This window comes from Enterobacter mori (genome assembly GCF_025244905.1).
Lineage (GTDB): Bacteria > Pseudomonadota > Gammaproteobacteria > Enterobacterales > Enterobacteriaceae > Enterobacter > Enterobacter mori_A.
Genome location: NZ_CP104285.1, coordinates 2,794,303 through 2,811,355, shown reverse-complemented (window position 1 = coordinate 2,811,355; position 17,053 = coordinate 2,794,303). Strand labels below are relative to the sequence as shown.

General features: G+C 55.3%; 17 protein-coding genes. 14 read left to right on the top strand and 3 right to left on the bottom strand.

Going from position 1 to position 17,053, the window contains the following annotated elements; genetic code table 11:
• The first annotated feature begins 6 nt into the window (after positions 1-6).
• The 3 genes from araH (at position 7) to otsA (ending at position 3,342) form a co-directional block, all read left to right on the top strand.
• Entirely contained in the window at positions 7-987 is a 981-nt protein-coding gene (araH, locus tag N2K86_RS13255) for an L-arabinose ABC transporter permease AraH (RefSeq protein WP_216357614.1), read from the top strand.
• A gap of 152 nt (positions 988-1,139) precedes the next feature.
• Positions 1,140-1,943 carry a trehalose-phosphatase gene (otsB, locus tag N2K86_RS13250; RefSeq protein ID WP_260658901.1) on the top strand — a complete coding sequence of 268 codons (804 nt, stop codon included), beginning with the start codon at positions 1,140-1,142 and terminating at the stop codon, positions 1,941-1,943.
• Positions 1,918-3,342, top strand: coding sequence for an alpha,alpha-trehalose-phosphate synthase (gene otsA / locus N2K86_RS13245; protein WP_260658900.1), 1,425 nt, complete (start codon positions 1,918-1,920; stop codon positions 3,340-3,342). The genes otsB and otsA overlap by 26 nt, the downstream gene beginning before the upstream one ends.
• 18 nt (positions 3,343-3,360) lie before the next feature.
• Here the strand turns inward: otsA and uspC are convergent, their stop codons facing one another.
• Together uspC and N2K86_RS22670 are read right to left on the bottom strand one after the other, a co-directional pair.
• Positions 3,361-3,786: a universal stress protein UspC gene (uspC, locus tag N2K86_RS13240; RefSeq protein WP_260658899.1), complete on the bottom strand. Its 426-nt coding sequence runs from the start codon at positions 3,784-3,786 to the stop codon at positions 3,361-3,363.
• 349 nt (positions 3,787-4,135) lie between these two features.
• Positions 4,136-4,210 (bottom strand): LIM domain-containing protein, encoded by a 75-nt coding sequence (locus N2K86_RS22670; RefSeq protein ID WP_407065286.1) that lies wholly within the window; start codon positions 4,208-4,210, stop codon positions 4,136-4,138.
• A 370-nt stretch (positions 4,211-4,580) separates the two neighbouring features.
• On the opposite strand from N2K86_RS22670, the gene flhD reads away from it, so the two are divergent.
• From flhD to cheW, 6 genes are all read left to right on the top strand, one after another.
• The gene (flhD, locus tag N2K86_RS13235; protein ID WP_010432485.1) at positions 4,581-4,931 is read left to right on the top strand and encodes a flagellar transcriptional regulator FlhD; all 351 of its coding nucleotides are present in this window, start codon (positions 4,581-4,583) and stop codon (positions 4,929-4,931) included.
• Complete coding sequence (gene flhC, locus N2K86_RS13230) at positions 4,928-5,512, top strand: flagellar transcriptional regulator FlhC (protein ID WP_172411157.1); 585 nt, start codon at positions 4,928-4,930, stop codon at positions 5,510-5,512. The genes flhD and flhC overlap by 4 nt, the downstream gene beginning before the upstream one ends.
• A gap of 123 nt (positions 5,513-5,635) precedes the next feature.
• Complete coding sequence (gene motA / locus N2K86_RS13225; protein WP_008500417.1) at positions 5,636-6,523, top strand: flagellar motor stator protein MotA; 888 nt, start codon at positions 5,636-5,638, stop codon at positions 6,521-6,523.
• The gene (gene motB, locus N2K86_RS13220) at positions 6,520-7,449 is read left to right on the top strand and encodes a flagellar motor protein MotB (protein ID WP_260658898.1); all 930 of its coding nucleotides are present in this window, start codon (positions 6,520-6,522) and stop codon (positions 7,447-7,449) included. Before motA ends, motB begins: the two co-directional genes overlap by 4 nt.
• Before the next feature lie 4 nt (positions 7,450-7,453).
• Entirely contained in the window at positions 7,454-9,478 is a 2,025-nt protein-coding gene (gene cheA / locus N2K86_RS13215; protein ID WP_260658897.1) for a chemotaxis protein CheA, read from the top strand.
• Between the two features lie 19 nt (positions 9,479-9,497).
• A complete protein-coding gene (gene cheW, locus N2K86_RS13210; protein WP_010432502.1) occupies positions 9,498-10,001 on the top strand; it encodes a chemotaxis protein CheW in 504 nt (167 codons plus the stop codon).
• A gap of 96 nt (positions 10,002-10,097) precedes the next feature.
• Here the strand turns inward: cheW and N2K86_RS13205 are convergent, their stop codons facing one another.
• Positions 10,098-11,363, bottom strand: a complete 1,266-nt coding sequence (locus N2K86_RS13205; protein ID WP_042716086.1) for a dicarboxylate/amino acid:cation symporter — start codon at positions 11,361-11,363, stop codon at positions 10,098-10,100.
• 429 nt (positions 11,364-11,792) lie between these two features.
• Between N2K86_RS13205 and N2K86_RS13200 the strand changes: the two genes are divergently transcribed.
• The 5 genes from N2K86_RS13200 to N2K86_RS13180 are packed head-to-tail and all read left to right on the top strand — an operon-like array spanning position 11,793 to position 17,020.
• On the top strand, positions 11,793-12,365 hold the full coding sequence (locus N2K86_RS13200) for a Csu type fimbrial protein (RefSeq protein WP_260658896.1): 573 nt from the start codon (positions 11,793-11,795) through the stop codon (positions 12,363-12,365).
• A 12-nt stretch (positions 12,366-12,377) separates the two neighbouring features.
• Complete coding sequence (locus N2K86_RS13195; RefSeq protein WP_260658895.1) at positions 12,378-12,926, top strand: Csu type fimbrial protein; 549 nt, start codon at positions 12,378-12,380, stop codon at positions 12,924-12,926.
• Positions 12,927-12,942: 16 nt separating this feature from the next.
• Positions 12,943-13,701, top strand: coding sequence for a fimbrial biogenesis chaperone (locus N2K86_RS13190; RefSeq protein WP_260658894.1), 759 nt, complete (start codon positions 12,943-12,945; stop codon positions 13,699-13,701).
• The gene (locus N2K86_RS13185) at positions 13,677-16,061 is read left to right on the top strand and encodes a fimbria/pilus outer membrane usher protein (protein ID WP_260658893.1); all 2,385 of its coding nucleotides are present in this window, start codon (positions 13,677-13,679) and stop codon (positions 16,059-16,061) included. Before N2K86_RS13190 ends, N2K86_RS13185 begins: the two co-directional genes overlap by 25 nt.
• A complete protein-coding gene (locus tag N2K86_RS13180; RefSeq protein WP_260658892.1) occupies positions 16,058-17,020 on the top strand; it encodes a Csu type fimbrial protein in 963 nt (320 codons plus the stop codon). The genes N2K86_RS13185 and N2K86_RS13180 overlap by 4 nt, the downstream gene beginning before the upstream one ends.
• Positions 17,021-17,053: the final 33 nt, after the last annotated feature.

Here is a 17,053-nt window from a genome sequence, read left to right as displayed (position 1 = left end):
TCAATGATGTCCTCTGTAACTACATCCGGAGCGCCGAAGTCGGCCTTCAGTTTTGGCCGCATCTGGGACCAGTACGGTATGCTGGTCGTCTTTGCCGCGCTGTTCCTCGCCTGCGCGATTTTTGTGCCGAACTTTGCCACCTTCATTAATATGAAGGGGCTGGGGCTGGCAATCTCCATGTCCGGCATGGTGGCCTGCGGCATGCTGTTCTGCCTGGCGTCGGGCGATTTTGACCTGTCGGTGGCCTCGGTCATCGCCTGCGCAGGCGTGACCACGGCAGTCGTCATCAACATGACCGAGAGCCTGTGGATTGGCGTCTTTGCAGGGTTGATGCTCGGCGTGCTGAGTGGCCTGGTGAACGGGTTTGTGATTGCCCGCCTGAAGATTAACGCCCTGATCACGACGCTTGCGACCATGCAAATTGTGCGCGGTCTGGCCTATATCATCTCCGACGGGAAAGCCGTGGGGATCGAAGACGAGCGCTTCTTTACCCTGGGCTATGCCAACTGGCTGGGTCTGCCCGCGCCAATCTGGCTGACGGTCGCGTGCCTGATCCTGTTTGGCTTCCTGCTTAACCGCACCACGTTTGGCCGTAACACCCTGGCGATTGGCGGGAATGAAGAGGCGGCGCGTCTGGCGGGGGTTCCGGTGGTGCGCACCAAGATCATTATCTTTGTGCTCTCCGGGCTGGTCTCCGCAGCCGCAGGGATCATTCTGGCGTCGCGCATGACCAGCGGCCAGCCGATGACCTCCATTGGTTATGAGCTGATCGTCATCTCAGCCTGCGTTTTAGGGGGCGTTTCCCTGAAAGGCGGCATCGGAAAAATCTCATATGTGGTGGCCGGTATCCTGATTTTGGGGACGGTGGAGAACGCCATGAACCTGCTGAATATTTCGCCGTTCTCACAGTACGTGGTGCGTGGTCTGATCCTGCTCGCAGCCGTGATTTTCGACCGTTACAAGCAAAAAGCGAAGCGTACCCTTTAACGCCTTCCCGCGCTTTTTATTGGTCAACTAATAACCATAGTTGACCCTTTAACCGCCCCGCCAGTTTTACTGTCGGGGCGGTTGTCAAATGGCGAGCACCGTCACACTGTCTATACTTACATGGCTGTTTACTCACTGTAAGGAGGAAAAGGGTGGCTGACTTGTTAACCGCACCGCCTGTACTGCCCGGAAAATTTGCTTTCTTTTTTGACCTCGACGGAACACTCGCCGGGATAAAACCGCATCCTGATGAGGTCGTCGTACCGGATACGGTGTTAGAGAATTTGCAGCAGCTCTCACGGATGAACGAGGGAGCACTGGCATTGATTTCAGGGCGCTCAATGGCCGAGCTGGACGTGCTCGCCAGTCCATATCACTTTCCGCTGGCCGGTGTACACGGAGCGGAGCGCCGCGATATCCATGATCAACAGCATATTGTCTCACTCCCCGATGCCTTAATTCAGTCGCTGCATATTCATCTCTCTTCTGCTCTGGAGGCGCTGCCGGGTACCGAGCTGGAAGCCAAAGGTATGGCCTTTGCTCTGCACTATCGTCAGGCACCGCATCACGAAGCGGCAGTCTTTGCCATTGCCCGCAGCGTGGCCGATGCGCACCCGGAACTCGCATTGCAGCCGGGGAAGTGTGTCATTGAAATTAAACCTGAAGGGATCAACAAAGGCGCTGCTATTGCGGCGTTTATGGCCGAGCCGCCTTTTCAGGGGCGAAAGCCGGTATTTTTGGGGGATGACCTGACCGATGAGGCCGGGTTTATGGTGGTAAATAAGGCCGGCGGGATGTCTGTCAAAGTCGGGCCTGGAGAAACGTGTGCCGGATGGCGGCTGGAAAGCGTCGCCAGCGTCTGGCAGTGGATATCTGACGTCGCTAACCAGCAACAACAACAAATAGCGCAACACAACGGGAGAAATCTATATGGGTCGCTTAATCGTCGTCTCTAATCGCATTGCACCGCCGGATGATAAAAAAGCCAGCGCGGGTGGCCTGGCGGTGGGGGTATTAGGTGCCTTAAAAGCCGCTGGAGGACTCTGGTTTGGCTGGAGTGGGGAAATCAGTAACGAAGAGAAGCCGCTTAAGAAAGTTTCGCGCGGCAACATTACGTGGGCCTCTTTCGCCCTGAACGAACAGGACTATAACGAATACTATTCCGAGTTCTCCAATGCCGTGCTGTGGCCAGCCTTCCACTACCGCCTGGACCTGGTCAAATTCCAACGGGAGTCTTATGAAGGCTATATGCGCGTCAATGCGCTGCTTGCCGATAAACTGCTGCCTTTAATTAAAGAAGACGATATTTTATGGATCCACGATTATCATCTTTTGCCCTTTGCCAGAGAGCTGAGAAGACGCGGCGTCAACAACCGTATCGGCTTCTTCCTGCATATCCCGTTCCCGACGCCGGAGATTTTCACCGCGCTGCCGCAGCATGACGAGATCCTGGAGGCGGTGGCGGATTACGACCTGCTGGGCTTCCAGACTGAAAATGACAGGCTGGCGTTCCTCGACAGCGTGTCGGGTAAAACGCGGCTGGTCACGCATGGCGGAAAATCGCACACGGCCTGGGGTAAAACCTTCCATACAGAGGTTTATCCTATCGGCATCGAGCCGGAAGAGATCGCCGAACAAGCGTCTGGCCCGCTGCCGCCAAAACTGGCACAGCTGAAGAATGAGCTTAAAAACGTTAAGAATATCTTTTCAGTAGAGCGCCTCGATTACTCCAAAGGCTTACCGGAGCGCTTCCTGGCGTATGAGACGTTACTGGAGAAATATCCGCAGCATCACGGCAAAATTCGCTATACGCAGATAGCGCCGACGTCACGCGGCGAGGTGCAGGCTTATCAGGATATTCGTCACCAGCTGGAGACCGAAGCAGGGCGCATCAACGGCCGCTACGGACAGCTGGGCTGGACACCCCTTTTCTATCTGAATCAACACTTTGAGCGCAAGATCCTGATGAAGGTCTTCCGCTATGCGGATGTCGGGCTGGTGACACCCCTGCGTGACGGGATGAATCTGGTGGCAAAGGAGTATGTCGCAGCACAAGATCCTGCGGACCCTGGGGTACTGGTGCTGTCTCAATTTGCCGGTGCGGCGAATGAGCTTACTTCAGCACTCATCGTTAACCCTTACGATCGCGATGACGTGGCGAACGCCCTCCATCGCGCCTTAACCATGCCGCTCGCGGAGCGTATATCGCGCCATGCGGAGATGATGGAGACCATCCGTAAAAATGATATTAACCACTGGCAAGCACGTTTTATAGACAATTTGCGTGAAATTGAACCGCAGAGCCATGAGGGACAGCTGCAAAAAAAGATCGCGACTTTCCCTAAACTGGCGTGATATTCCTCGGGGGCTTTATTAGCCCCCGAGAGGAACCAACAACACATCCACCTGGCTTGAGGCGACAATCGATTTCGCCGAACATGCCGCACGAGAAAAAAAACTTTGGTTATGATTACCGCAGATCACCAAATCAATATTCTGCTTTTGGCACAGGCTAAGAATATGTTCGTTTAATTCCCCGGTGGCAATAATGGTCTGGTGAACCGGATATTTTGCCTTTTCTACCAGTTCTCGCAGAAACTGCTGTGTTTCTTCCTGCAAAACCTCACGAATATCCTCCAGCATGGGGGCAGCCAGTTGATTGTACATTTCGGGTTCGGCTGTCAGTGTGATCAGGCTGATGCGGGCATTGGTGGGTCTGGCGATAGAAACGGCACGGGCGACGAGCTGATGACTTTCCGGAGAAACCGCAACAGAAACAAGAAGATGGGTGTAACTCATCACGCGCTCCTTTGATGTCTGAACAACAAGGTTTCTTCAGCTTTACCCCGATTTCAAGACTTCCGCAAGGGGTGAATAAGTCATTAGTGTGAAGCTTATCATAATTATTCATTAATTATTCTTATAAGAAGAATAATTGCAAACTGTGTCTAAATGAAAAAAATTAACAACTTAACGTAAATCACACTTTTTTAAGTCAGTCGCGTTAAATCGTTTTAACCTGTTATAAACACAATTTGAATGATCACGCAGTGAAATGAATTTTATGTCCTTCTTTCGTAACCGTATGTTTTTATTAAGTAATTGAAGTGTGACTGCCCGATGTACGCGATGTGAATGATTGGCGTAGTCAATATAAGCAGAAAAAGCAATTGCTATGCCATATCTGTTCATACGCCTGCATGAGTATTCGCTCTTCAAGAATATAAAACAGTCTTGTTTGGTTAAATATTGACCAAATTACAAGTCATACTGATGGATTTATGGAGAATATTCACTTAAATTGTGTGACGTAGATCACATTTTTTTTAAATTTGAGGATGGCTGCATTGTATGTGTCAAAACTGACGAGTAGAGTTTGCGTCGAATTAGGAAAAATCTTAGTTATTTGTAAGAAATGATAAAACGATATGAGGCGCAGCTGCGTTTCAGCTGTTGTACGTTTTGCTGAATACAAACCTAAATTCAACTATGCATTTAGCCTTTTCTTTTTTATACCGGGTGATTTCCCGGCGACATCACGGGGTGCGGTCTTTCCGCATAAAAATAATAGTTGGTTATTCGGGATGGGAACAATGCATACATCCGAGTTGCTAAAACATATCTATGACATCAATTTGTCATATTTACTGCTCGCGCAGCGTTTGATTAGTCAGGACAAAGCGTCCGCGATGTTTCGTCTGGGTATTAACGAAGAGATGGCAACCATGTTGGGTGGATTAACGCTCCCGCAAATGGTCAAGCTGGCAGAAACGAATCAACTCGTTTGCCAGTTCCGCTTTGATAATCCGCAGACAATCACGCGTCTGACCCAGGAATCCCGCGTTGACGATCTTCAACAGGTCCATACCGGTATTCTTCTCTCCACACGATTGCTCAGCGAAATCAGCCAGCCTGATGACGTTGCCCGTAAGAAAAGGGCATAAAAATGAGCGAGAAAAGCATTGTTCAGGAAGCGCGTGATATACAGCTGGCAATGGAGCTGATTACGCTGGGTGCTCGTTTACAAATGCTGGAAAGCGAGACTCAGCTGAGCCGTGGTCGTCTCATCAAACTGTATAAAGAATTACGTGGTAGTCCACCGCCTAAAGGAATGCTGCCGTTCTCAACGGACTGGTTTATGACCTGGGAGCAGAACATCCATGCGTCGATGTTCTGTAACGCCTGGCAGTACCTTCTGAAAACCGGTTTGTGTAGCGGCGTCGATGCCGTGATCAAAGCGTATAAACTTTACCTTGAACAATGCCCTCAGCAGGAAGATGGACCCCTGCTGGCACTGACCCGCGCATGGACGCTGGTGCGTTTTGTTGAAAGCGGAATGCTTGAACTGTCTCGCTGCAACTGCTGCGATGGCAATTTTATTACCCATGCTCATCAGCCTGCTGGCAGCTTCGCCTGTAGTTTATGCCAGCCTCCATCCCGTGCCGTAAAAAGACGTAAACTTTCCCGGGATGCTGCCGATATTATTCCACAACTGCTGGATGAACAGATCGAACAAGCTGTTTAACCCGAACGTGTGGGCAAGATTCCAGCAGCGGTAAGCAATTACCGCTGCTTTTTTTTACCCCGCATTTCGGTAACGCTGTCGAAATGAACGTCCTGCCTTAGTCACTAGCGGAAGGATGATGTCGTGCTTATCTTATTAGGTTACCTGGTAGTTCTCGGTACAGTTTTCGGCGGTTACATGATGACCGGCGGGCACCTTGGAGCACTCTATCAACCGGCTGAACTTATTATCATCGGCGGTGCAGGGGTAGGGGCTTTTATCGTTGGTAATAACGGTAAATCGATCAAGGGCACGCTGAAAGCGATTCCGTTGCTGTTCCGTCGCTCGAAATACACCAAAAGCATGTATATGGATCTGCTGGCGCTGCTCTATCGCCTGATGGCGAAGTCCCGTCAGCAGGGCATGTTCTCGCTGGAGCGTGACATCGAAAACCCGAAAGAGAGCGAAATCTTCGCCAGCTATCCACGTATCCTGGCTGACGCGATGATGCTGGATTTTATCGTCGATTACCTGCGCCTCATCATCAGCGGCAACATGAACACCTTCGAAATTGAAGCGCTGATGGATGAAGAGATCGAAACCCACGAAAGCGAATCTGAAGTGCCAGCAAACAGCCTGGCGCTGGTGGGCGACTCGCTTCCGGCGTTTGGTATCGTTGCGGCGGTGATGGGGGTGGTGCACGCGCTGGCCTCGGCGGATCGTCCTGCGGCTGAGTTAGGTGCGCTGATTGCCCACGCGATGGTCGGTACCTTCCTCGGTATCTTACTGGCGTACGGTTTCATCTCTCCGCTGGCGAGCGTGCTGCGTCAAAAGAGCGCGGAAACCACCAAAATGATGCAGTGCGTGAAGATTACGCTGCTCTCCAACCTTAACGGTTACGCACCACCGATCGCCGTCGAATTTGGCCGTAAGACGCTGTACTCCAGCGAGCGTCCGTCGTTTATCGAGCTTGAAGAACACGTGCGTGCGGTGAAAAATCCAAACCAACAGACGACAACTGAGGACGCATGAAAAACCAGTCCCATCCGATCGTCATCGTAAAAAAGCGCAAGCATAAGGGGCACGGACACGGTTCCCACGGCTCGTGGAAAATTGCTTACGCCGACTTTATGACTGCCATGATGGCGTTCTTTCTGGTGATGTGGCTGATCTCCATCTCCAGCCCGAAAGAGCTGATCCAGATTGCGGAATATTTCAGAACGCCGCTGGCAACGGCGGTGACGGGCGGGCAGCGTATCTCCAACAGCGACAGCCCGATCCCCGGCGGTGGCGATGATTACACCCAGCAGAAGGGTGAAGTGAAAAAAGAGCCGAACATCGACGAGCTGAAAAGACGGATGGAACAGGCGCGCCTGAAAAAACTGCGTGGCGATCTCGATCAGCTGATTGAAGCGGACCCGAAGCTGCGCGCGCTGCGTCCGCATCTGAAAATCGACCTGGTGCAGGAGGGGCTGCGTATTCAGATTATCGATAGCCAGAACCGCCCAATGTTTAAAACCGGGAGTGCGGAAGTGGAACCGTATATGCGCGATATTTTGCGCGCCATCGCCCCGGTACTGAACGGCATTCCTAACCGAATCAGCCTGTCAGGCCACACGGATGATTTCCCGTACGCCAGCGGTGAGAAGGGATACAGCAACTGGGAGCTTTCTGCCGATCGTGCCAACGCCTCGCGTCGCGAGCTGGTGGCGGGTGGGCTTGATGATGGCAAGGTTCTGCGTGTGGTCGGCATGGCAGCAACCATGCGCGTCACCGACCGCGGGCCGGACGACGCCATCAACCGTCGTATCAGTCTTTTAGTGCTGAACCAGCAGGCGGAGCAGGCCATCCTGCATGAAAACGCCGAAAGTCAGAATGAGTCACTGGACGATTTAAAACAGCCTGGGGCCGTTCCTTCGGCTGCCGTTCCAACATCGCCACCAGCCAATCCGAGGTGATAGCGTGAGCATGGATATTAGCGATTTTTACCAGACATTTTTTGATGAAGCCGATGAACTGTTGGCCGATATGGAGCAACACCTGCTGGACCTGGTGCCTGAAGCACCGGATTCAGAGCAGCTCAATGCCATTTTCCGTGCAGCGCATTCTATTAAAGGTGGTGCAGGGACCTTTGGATTTACCATTTTGCAGGAAACGACCCATTTAATGGAAAACCTGCTGGATGAAGCACGACGCGGTGAGATGCAGCTCAATACCGACATTATCAACCTGTTTTTGGAAACCAAAGATATTATGCAGGAACAGCTCGACGCCTATAAAAGTTCGGCAGAGCCTGATGCCGCCAGCTTTGAATACATCTGCAATGCACTGCGCCAGCTGGCGCTGGAAGCAAAAGGTGACGTGGTCGCTGCCGTACCGGCGGCGAAGCTGAGCGTTGTTGATGCCATCGCCGCGCAGGACGCTGCGCCCGTTGCCGCCCATCCGGCGAAGCTGCGCGTGGTGTTGTCCCGTCTTAAAGAGAGCGAAGTCAACCTTCTCGAAGAAGAACTGGGTAACCTGGCGACACTGAGCAACGTGGTGAAAGGCAAAGACAGCCTTGCCGCGACGCTGGATGACGGTATCAGTCAGGACGATATTGTGGCGGTGCTGTGCTTTGTTATCGAAGCCGACCAAATTGCCTTTGAAACTGAAACTGCGGCGGTCGACGTCCCTGTCGCAGTGGAAGAGGTCGCTGAAGCGGCCGCACCTGCCGTCGTAACGGCCACGCCTGCATTGAAAGCCGTGCCGAAAGATACGGCTGCACCGGCCCGCGGTGAAAAACCTGCCGCGCGCTCCAGCGAGTCCACCAGCATCCGCGTGGCGGTTGAGAAGGTTGATCAGCTGATTAACCTGGTGGGTGAGCTGGTGATCACCCAGTCGATGCTGGCGCAACGTTCTAACGAACTGGACCCGGTGACCCACGGCGATCTCATCACCAGCATGGGTCAGTTACAACGTAACGCCCGCGATCTGCAGGAATCGGTGATGTCCATCCGTATGATGCCGATGGAATACGTCTTCAGCCGCTTCCCGCGCCTGGTGCGCGACCTGGCCAGTAAGCTCAATAAGCAGATTGAACTGACGCTGATGGGCAGCTCCACCGAGCTGGACAAAAGCCTGATTGAACGCATCATTGACCCGTTAACGCACCTGGTGCGTAACAGCCTCGACCACGGCATTGAGTTGCCGGAAAACCGCGTGGCGGCGGGGAAATCACCTGTCGGAAACCTGATTCTTTCCGCGGAGCATCAGGGCGGGAACATCTGCATCGAAGTGACCGATGACGGCGCGGGTCTTAACCGCGAGCGCATTCTCGCGAAGGCGATTTCGCAGGGCATGGCGGTTAACGAAAACATGACCGACGAAGAAGTGGGCATGCTGATCTTCGCGCCGGGCTTCTCAACCGCCGAGCAGGTGACCGACGTGTCCGGGCGCGGCGTGGGCATGGACGTGGTGAAACGTAACATCCAGGAGATGGGCGGCCACGTTGAGATCCAGTCTAAACAGGGCTCTGGCACCACCATTCGCATCCTGTTGCCGCTGACGCTGGCGATCCTTGACGGTATGTCAGTCAAAGTGGCGGACGAAGTCTTCATTCTGCCGCTGAACGCGGTGATGGAATCTCTGCAGCCGCGTGAAGAAGATCTGCATCCGCTGGCGGGCGGCGAGCGCGTGCTGGAAGTGCGCGGCGAGTATCTCCCGCTGGTTGAGTTGTGGAAAGTGTTCGAAGTGGACGGCGCCAAAACCGAAGCCACGCAGGGCATTGTGGTGATCCTGCAAAGTGCCGGTCGCCGCTACGCGCTGCTGGTCGATCAGCTAATTGGTCAGCACCAGGTGGTGGTGAAGAACCTCGAAAGCAACTACCGCAAAGTGCCGGGTATTTCTGCTGCGACCATTCTGGGTGATGGCAGCGTGGCGCTGATCGTCGATGTGTCGGCGCTTCAGGGATTAAATCGTGAACAACGTGTGGCGTACACAGCCGCCTGATTAAGTAGAAGGTAAAAACATGACCGGTATGAGTAATGTAACGAAGCTGGCGGGCGAGCCATCAGGGCAGGAATTCCTGGTATTCACTTTGGGCGATGAGGAGTACGGCATCGATATCCTGAAAGTGCAGGAAATTCGTGGTTACGATCAGGTTACCCGCATCGCTAACACGCCTGCGTTTATCAAAGGCGTGACCAACCTGCGCGGCGTGATCGTGCCTATCGTCGATCTGCGCGTGAAGTTCAGCCAGGGCGACGTGGAGTATAACGACAACACCGTGGTGATCGTCCTCAACCTGGGACAGCGCGTGGTGGGTATCGTGGTGGATGGCGTATCTGACGTGCTCTCCCTGACTTCTGACCAGATTCGTCCTGCGCCGGAATTTGCGGTCACGCTGTCGACCGAATACCTGACCGGCCTGGGCGCGCTCGGCGAGCGTATGCTGATTCTGGTGAACATTGAGAAGCTGCTGAACAGCGACGAGATGGCGCTGCTGGATATCGCCGCGAGCCATGTAGCATAAAACAAAGCCGGGTGGCGCTGACGCTTACCCGGCCTACGTGTTCGAGCCATTTGTAGGCCGGGTAAGGCGAAGCCGCCACCCGGCTTTTTCATGCCATTACGCTTCCTGCTTTACCAGCTCAGCTTCTGCTTCCGCTTCCCGCGCACCTTCATTCTGCGACAGCATCGCCGTCGCAATCCCGTTCCCCAGAACGTTAATCGCCGAGCGGCCCATATCCAGGAAGTGGTCGATGCCCATCAGCAGCAGAATACCGGCCACCGGAATATTAAAGCTTGGGATCGTTGCCGCCAGCACCACCAGCGACGAGCGCGGTACGCCCGCAATGCCTTTTGACGCCAGCATCAGGGTCAGCATCAGAACCGTCACTTCCGAGAAGCTCAGGTGAATGTTGTATGCCTGGGCGATAAACATCGAAGCGAAAGAGCAGTACACCATCGAGCCTACCAGGTTAAAGGAGTAACCGATCGGCAGGACGAAAGAGGCAATACTGCGCGAGCAGCCAAAACGCTCCAGCTGTTCCAGCGTCTTAGGGTAGGCGGCTTCAGAGCTGCTGGTGGTAAAGGCCACCAGGACCGGATCTTTCAGCATGCTGACCAGGCGAAACACCTCTTTTTTCAGCACCATGTAACCCACGGCCAGCAGCACCATGCAGGTCAGCAGGATCGCCACATAGTAGCCGCCGATAAAGGAGGCGTAGTTCAGCAGAATGCCCAGACCCTGCGTGGCGATGACGGAAGAGATCGCCGCGAAAATGGCCAGCGGAGCAACGTACATCACGTAACCCGTGACCTTCAGCATGATATGGGAAACCACATCCAGCGCGGCCACCAGCGGCGCGTTGAATTTCTGCCCCAGCGATGCGCCAGCAATGCCGAAGAACATCGAGAACACCACAATCTGCAGGATCTCATTGTTCGACATCGCCCCAGCGATACTGGTCGGAATGGTGTGCGACAGGAAGGCTTTCAGCGTCATGCCGCTGACGGCCAGGCCGGTATCCACAGCTTCTGTCGGAACCGTCAGGTTCAGACCGCTGCCGGGATGCTCGAGGGTGACGATAAACAGCCCCACCAGAATAGAGAGCACGGATGAGCTGATAAACCACACCATCGCTTTGCCGCCTACGCGGCCAATGGTGGAGGTTTCGCCCAGCTTCATAATGCCAACGGTCAGCGTGCTGAAGACAAGGGGCGCGATCACCATTTTGATCAGACGGAGGAAAATATCGGTCAGAAGGGTAATATTATCCGACCAGGCTTTGATGGCATCCGCAGATGCATATTCATGAATTGCTGCCCCTGAAAGAATACCCGCCAGCATGAATATCACGATGAAGAGTGTGAGTTTGTTTGCACTTGCCACGAAAAAGGACCCTCTATGCGCTTCAGATGTTGCCCGCGTCGATACATATAAATTTTTTATTACGAAGCGGGAAATTATTCGGCCCATAAATTGACGCAAAGCGTAGGGGGATACAACTCCTTTTTAAGTTTTATTAAATTTGTTGTGAATGTGCCGACGATATATTGTGATTAAGATCACACTTTAATGGATATATTCTCTGCTGATCAAACAAAATCGCCGCCTGAATCAATTTAACTCCCTGTTATTTATGAAAATAGGGAGTCAATAAGACATATGGCTTATGTGTAAAGGGGAAGGTGGTCGAAGCGATATCCGTAAACTAAATTCTCAATAACCCCCTCAGAGGAACCTTAAGCGGGGCTAACATCTTGAACAGCAAAAATAAAATGTGGCAAGGGAACGGCGACGTCTTCTGGAGAGTGGTAAATGAAAAGAAAACGCCTTTTGATCTGCGCAGGCTCGTTACTGGCTGCGATAATAGCCCCTCAGGCTTTGGCCGTGACCAGCAGCGGCACCATCGGCGCGACGCTGACGCTGACAAACGGGTGTCTGATAAACGGATCGCCCGCGCAAAGCGGCATTAACTTCGGGACACTCGATTTCGGGACCCATCCCGCCACGTTTTCTACCCTGACCACGCAGCTCTCCGGTGCCAGCGGCGGAAACACCTTCACCATTCAGTGCACAACCGCCAGCTATACGGTGGCAATCGTCGGCAACACCAACTCCACGGCCCCCGGCACCGTTGTCGGCACGCCAGGAACCCCTGCGCGCTATCTGGTTAACACGTCCAATACGGCACAGGGCGTGGCTTACAGCCTGTACAGCGACAGCGGGTTTAATACCGTGATTGCCAATAACGCCGCGTTGCCGATCGCCTCTACGGCCGGAGGGGTGGATAGTTATACCCTCTACGGGCGTATTACCGGCGGCGGCAACAGCGTGACGGTCGTACCGGGGACCTACACCGACACGATTAACGTCAGCGTCACCTACTAGTCCTCCACCGCAATGAAGGCAACGTTGAAACGTCTGCGCAAACGCGCAGAGGGACGCGTGCACCCTTTTTTCACGCTGATGGTCGTATTGCTCATGATGCCGACGGCGGAGGCGGTGACATCTCAGTCCTTTAAGGTCAGCGCGACGATTGTACCCGGATGTGCGGTGGCTACCGGTAGCGGCGGGCTTTTCGGCACGCTGGATTTTGGCAGCCATAACGGCGTCGAGAGCGCGCCGGTCAGTACCAGCTTTGTGCCAAACGGGGCGCTGTCCATCGCCTGTACGCCGGGCGTGGCGCTGAGCATGAGCATTAATGGCGGTCAAAATTATTCATCCGTTCGCCGCATGAAGCGGTCCGGTGGAACGGAACTGGTGCCGTACCGGCTCTACAGCAGCAGTTCGCTGGCCGCGAACAGCGAAATTGGCGTCAACCAGGCGATACCGGTGACCTATACCAACAGCAATAACATCGCGCTGCCGCTTTTTGGCGTGGCGCTACTGACCGGTTTTAGCCCGGCGGGAACCTATTCCGATCAGCTCACCGTGACCTTGTCATGGTAATAAAGGGAGAGTGTTGATGAAGCCATTTTTCAGACCCGTTTGTCTGGCGGGCGCGTTGAGCATAACGGTGGCAACCGGGCAGGCGCAGGCGGCGGCCACCATCCTGCTGTGGCCGATCGATCCGTGGCTGGCTGCGGACGCCAACGCCACCGAACTGTGGATCCAGAACCAGGGAAACAGCGCCACGACGATGCAGGTCCGCATCGTGCGCTGGAAACAGGTGGACGGACACGAGCGTTATACCGCGCAGCAGGACGTGGTCGCCAGCCCGCCGATCGTCACGATTGGCACTGGCAGCAAGCAGCTTATTCGCCTTATCAAACAGACTTCAGTTCCCGCAGGTATCGAACAGGCTTACCGCATCATCGTGGATGAAATTCCCCAGCCAGATGCTAAAGCCGAACCCAGCATCGGCCTCAAATTGCAGATGCGCTACTCCATCCCTCTGTTTGTGTATGGGCAAGGGGTTCCGACGATAAAAGAGGGCGCACACCACGCGCTGGCTGAGACCCAAAACCTGAGCTGGCGGGTGACGCAGGCGAGTGGACAGCCTGCTCTGGAGGTCCGAAACCGGGGGGATGTTCATGTCAGGCTGAGCCAGGTGACGCTGGAGCAGGGGGGGCAGAAACGCACGGTAGCGGAGGGATTACTGGGTTACGTCCTCCCGGGCAGTACCCGCAGCTGGCCGGTACCCGCTGGCGTTCGTCAGCCAGAGCGGATGAGCGCGCAGATTAATGCCAGGGACGCACAATGGCAGTCGACGCCCGTAAACTGAAGCCAGCGATGATGATACTGCTTTGCGTCAGTTCCGCGACCCTGGCCGAGCCCGGCGACGATAGTTTGCCGCCGCCTCCCCAGGCACAGGCGATAAATGATGAAGCAGTCTTCCAGCTTGCCCTCGTGCTTAACCACTACGATACCGGTCTGGTGGTGCCGGTGACGCAGCGTAAAGGCGCTTTCTTTATCTCCAGCGCCGATTTGCTGCGCGCGGGGCTGCCGCCTGCGCATGTTCCCACCGGAGAGGTGAATCTCTCCTCGCTTGATCGGGTTCGTGTGGAGTACGACAGCGCCGCGCAGCGTCTGCTGCTGACCGTTCCCCGCGACTGGGTGACGGCCCGCGTGACCCCTTTCAGCGCGCAAACGGCACAGGCCAAACCGCACTTCGGGCGCGGGGCGCTGCTGAATTACGATCTCTACACCAACCACACGGAACATATCGGCGGTCAGGCGTCCCTCTGGCATGAGTTCCGCTACTTCAACGAGAACGGCTCTTTTTCCTCCACCGGCTACGCCCGGGAAAACTTCACCGGTAACGACGGCCAGCAGGAAGGGTATGTTCGCTATGACACGACCCTGCTGTTCACGAATGAAGATGACGCGATGAGCTGGAGCGCCGGGGATGTGATCAGCGATGCCCTGAGCTGGAGCTCCAGCGTGCGGATGGGCGGGGTGAGTGTCGGGCGGGATTTCTCCCTGCGCCCAGACCTGGTGACATGGCCGTTGCCCGAGTTCGCGGGGGAAGCCGCGGTACCCACTTCGGTCGATCTCTTTATCAACGGCTATCGTTCCGGCTCAACGCAGCTTCAGCCTGGCCCCTTCACCCTGACTAATCTGCCCTATATCAACGGCGCCGGGGATGCGGTGCTGGTCACGACGGATGCGCTGGGGCGACAGGTGAGCACCACGCTCCCGTTTTACGTCACCAGCGACTTGCTTAAACAAGGGCTGAGCGACGGTGCCGTGACCCTGGGCAGCCTGCGGCGTAATTACGGTATCAAGAATTTTGACTACGGTTCGGCAGCAGGCAGCGGCTCGTATCGCTATGGGATGACGGACTGGCTGACGCTGGAGGGTCATGCGGAAGGGGCGCAGGAGCTGGCGCTGGGCGGGGCGGGAACGGTGATAAAACTCGGTCAGCTTGGCGTGGTGAATACCGCTTACTCGCAAAGCCGCATGCGCGGTGACGAGGGTGGGCAAATCAACTGGGGCTACCAGTACAGTACCAGCGAGTTTAGCGTCGCCACCCAGCACACGCGTCGCGACCGCGGCTTTGGCAACCTCGCCCTTTACGACCAGCCGACGGTCTATGACGAAAACGATAAACCCATTGCCAGCTTCAGCCGCAATACGGACCAGTATTCTCTCACCTTCAATCTGGGACAGTACGGCAACATCGGCGCGGCCTGGATCGGCGTGGAGAGTTTTGACGGTCAAAAAACCGAGCTGCTTAATCTCTCCTGGAGCCGCAACCTGTGGGGCGCAAGCAGTATTTATCTCGCCGGCAGCCGGGATCGGCAGCGCGGAGACTGGACCGTCGCGCTGTCGCTACAGGTGCCGCTAGGGGAGCGCGATAGCGCTGCCGTCACCGTTGAAAACACCCCGGACGCAGGCAGCACCCAGCGCATTAACTACAACCACTCCATGCCCTCTGACGGAGGGTTCAGCTGGAACATGGCCTGGGCCAACCAGTCAAGATCCAGTGATTATCAACAGGGGACGCTGGGCTGGCGCAATAACAACATAGAGCTGCAGGGCGGCGGCTATGGCGAAAGGGACACCATGACCTGGTGGGGCGAGGCGATGGGATCCGTTGTGCTTATGGACGGCGAGCTGTTTGCGGCGAACAAAATCAACGATGCGTTTGTGGTAATCAGTACCGACGGTCACCCGGACGTGCCCGTTAGCTATGAGAACCAGCCCGTCGGTAAAACCAATAACAACGGTTACCTGCTGGTGAGCGGGGTGTCGGCGTATTACCCGGCAAGTTACCGGATTGATACCCTGAATCTCCCCGCGGATACCCGCCTGAAAGAGACGGAGCGCCGGATCGCCATTCGCCGTCACAGCGGCTATCTGGTCGATTTCCCGATGGAGCAGGAGCGGGTGGCCAGCGTTATTCTGCATGATGAGCACGGACAAGCGTTGCCGGTGGGAAGCCAGGTCCGACGCGTCTCGCGCAGCAACGCGGTGGTGGGGTATGACGGCATCGCCTGGCTGGAAAATCTCAGCGACGTGAATCCGCTCGAGGTGATATCACCTAACGGAAAACGCTGCAAAGCCACGCTGACCGTGGGCGCCAATCCGGAGCACAAGCTGCAAACCTACGGTCCACTGGTGTGCCGGGAGGGGCCATGAGGCGCCTGCTGCTGTGGATGTTGCTGCTGTTTTCCGGCGGCGGCTGGGCGGCGTGCACCGTCAGTACGGTCAATGCGTCGTTTGGTAGCGTCACCTCGTTCGCCCTTAGCGGCACGGGCGAGGTTGAAACGACCGGCACGCTGGTGGTGGCGTGTGATGCCGTGCTCAATCTCCTGACCAATGACTCGGTGACGCTTAACTACACAGCGGCGTCCGTATCGGGGAACAGTCGTGCCACGATGAAGCGCACCGACAACGCGGCCATTACGGATGTGATCCCCACGCGCTTATGCGGTTTGTCGGGATGTGCAAGCAGCAGTGAAGTGCAAATCAGTAAGGCATATACATGGAGTGGTAACACGCTCCTCGGCCTGCTGGGGTCAAAACGGTACAACATTCCTCTTTATTTCCGAACGGTGCCCGGACAAAACGTCACGGCCGGTCCGTATCAGGTGCTGTTGACCTTCAGCATCAACTATAACGTCTGCTCGATTGGCGTGTTGGGTCTGTGTACCACCCCACAAACGGGAACCGCAACGACCAGCATTCTGCTTAACATGACCGTCACCAACGACTGCAGCGCCATGACCACGCCGGACGTGAACTTCAACAGCGCACCGCTGGTACAAAGTTTCCCTACCGTCTCGCAGGCCATTGCCGTCACCTGCACCAAAGGCAGCACCTACACCATTGGCATTAATAATGGTGCCAACGCCCTCAATAATGTCCGCCGGATGGTCAGCGGCAGTAACACCATGAGTTATGACATTTATAAAGAAGCCACCACCAACCGCTGGGGCAGCAGCGGCAGCGAACGCTGGACCAGCGCGACATCGTCGCAGGTCAGCACCGACGGTTTACTGCGTACCTATAACTACACCGCAAAAGTCCTGACCAGCCAGGCCACGCCTCCCGCCGGAACCTACACCGATACGCTGATTGTCGACGTGGCGTTTTAAGCCCGCGCTTTTCCCTTTCGCAAATGTAAAGTT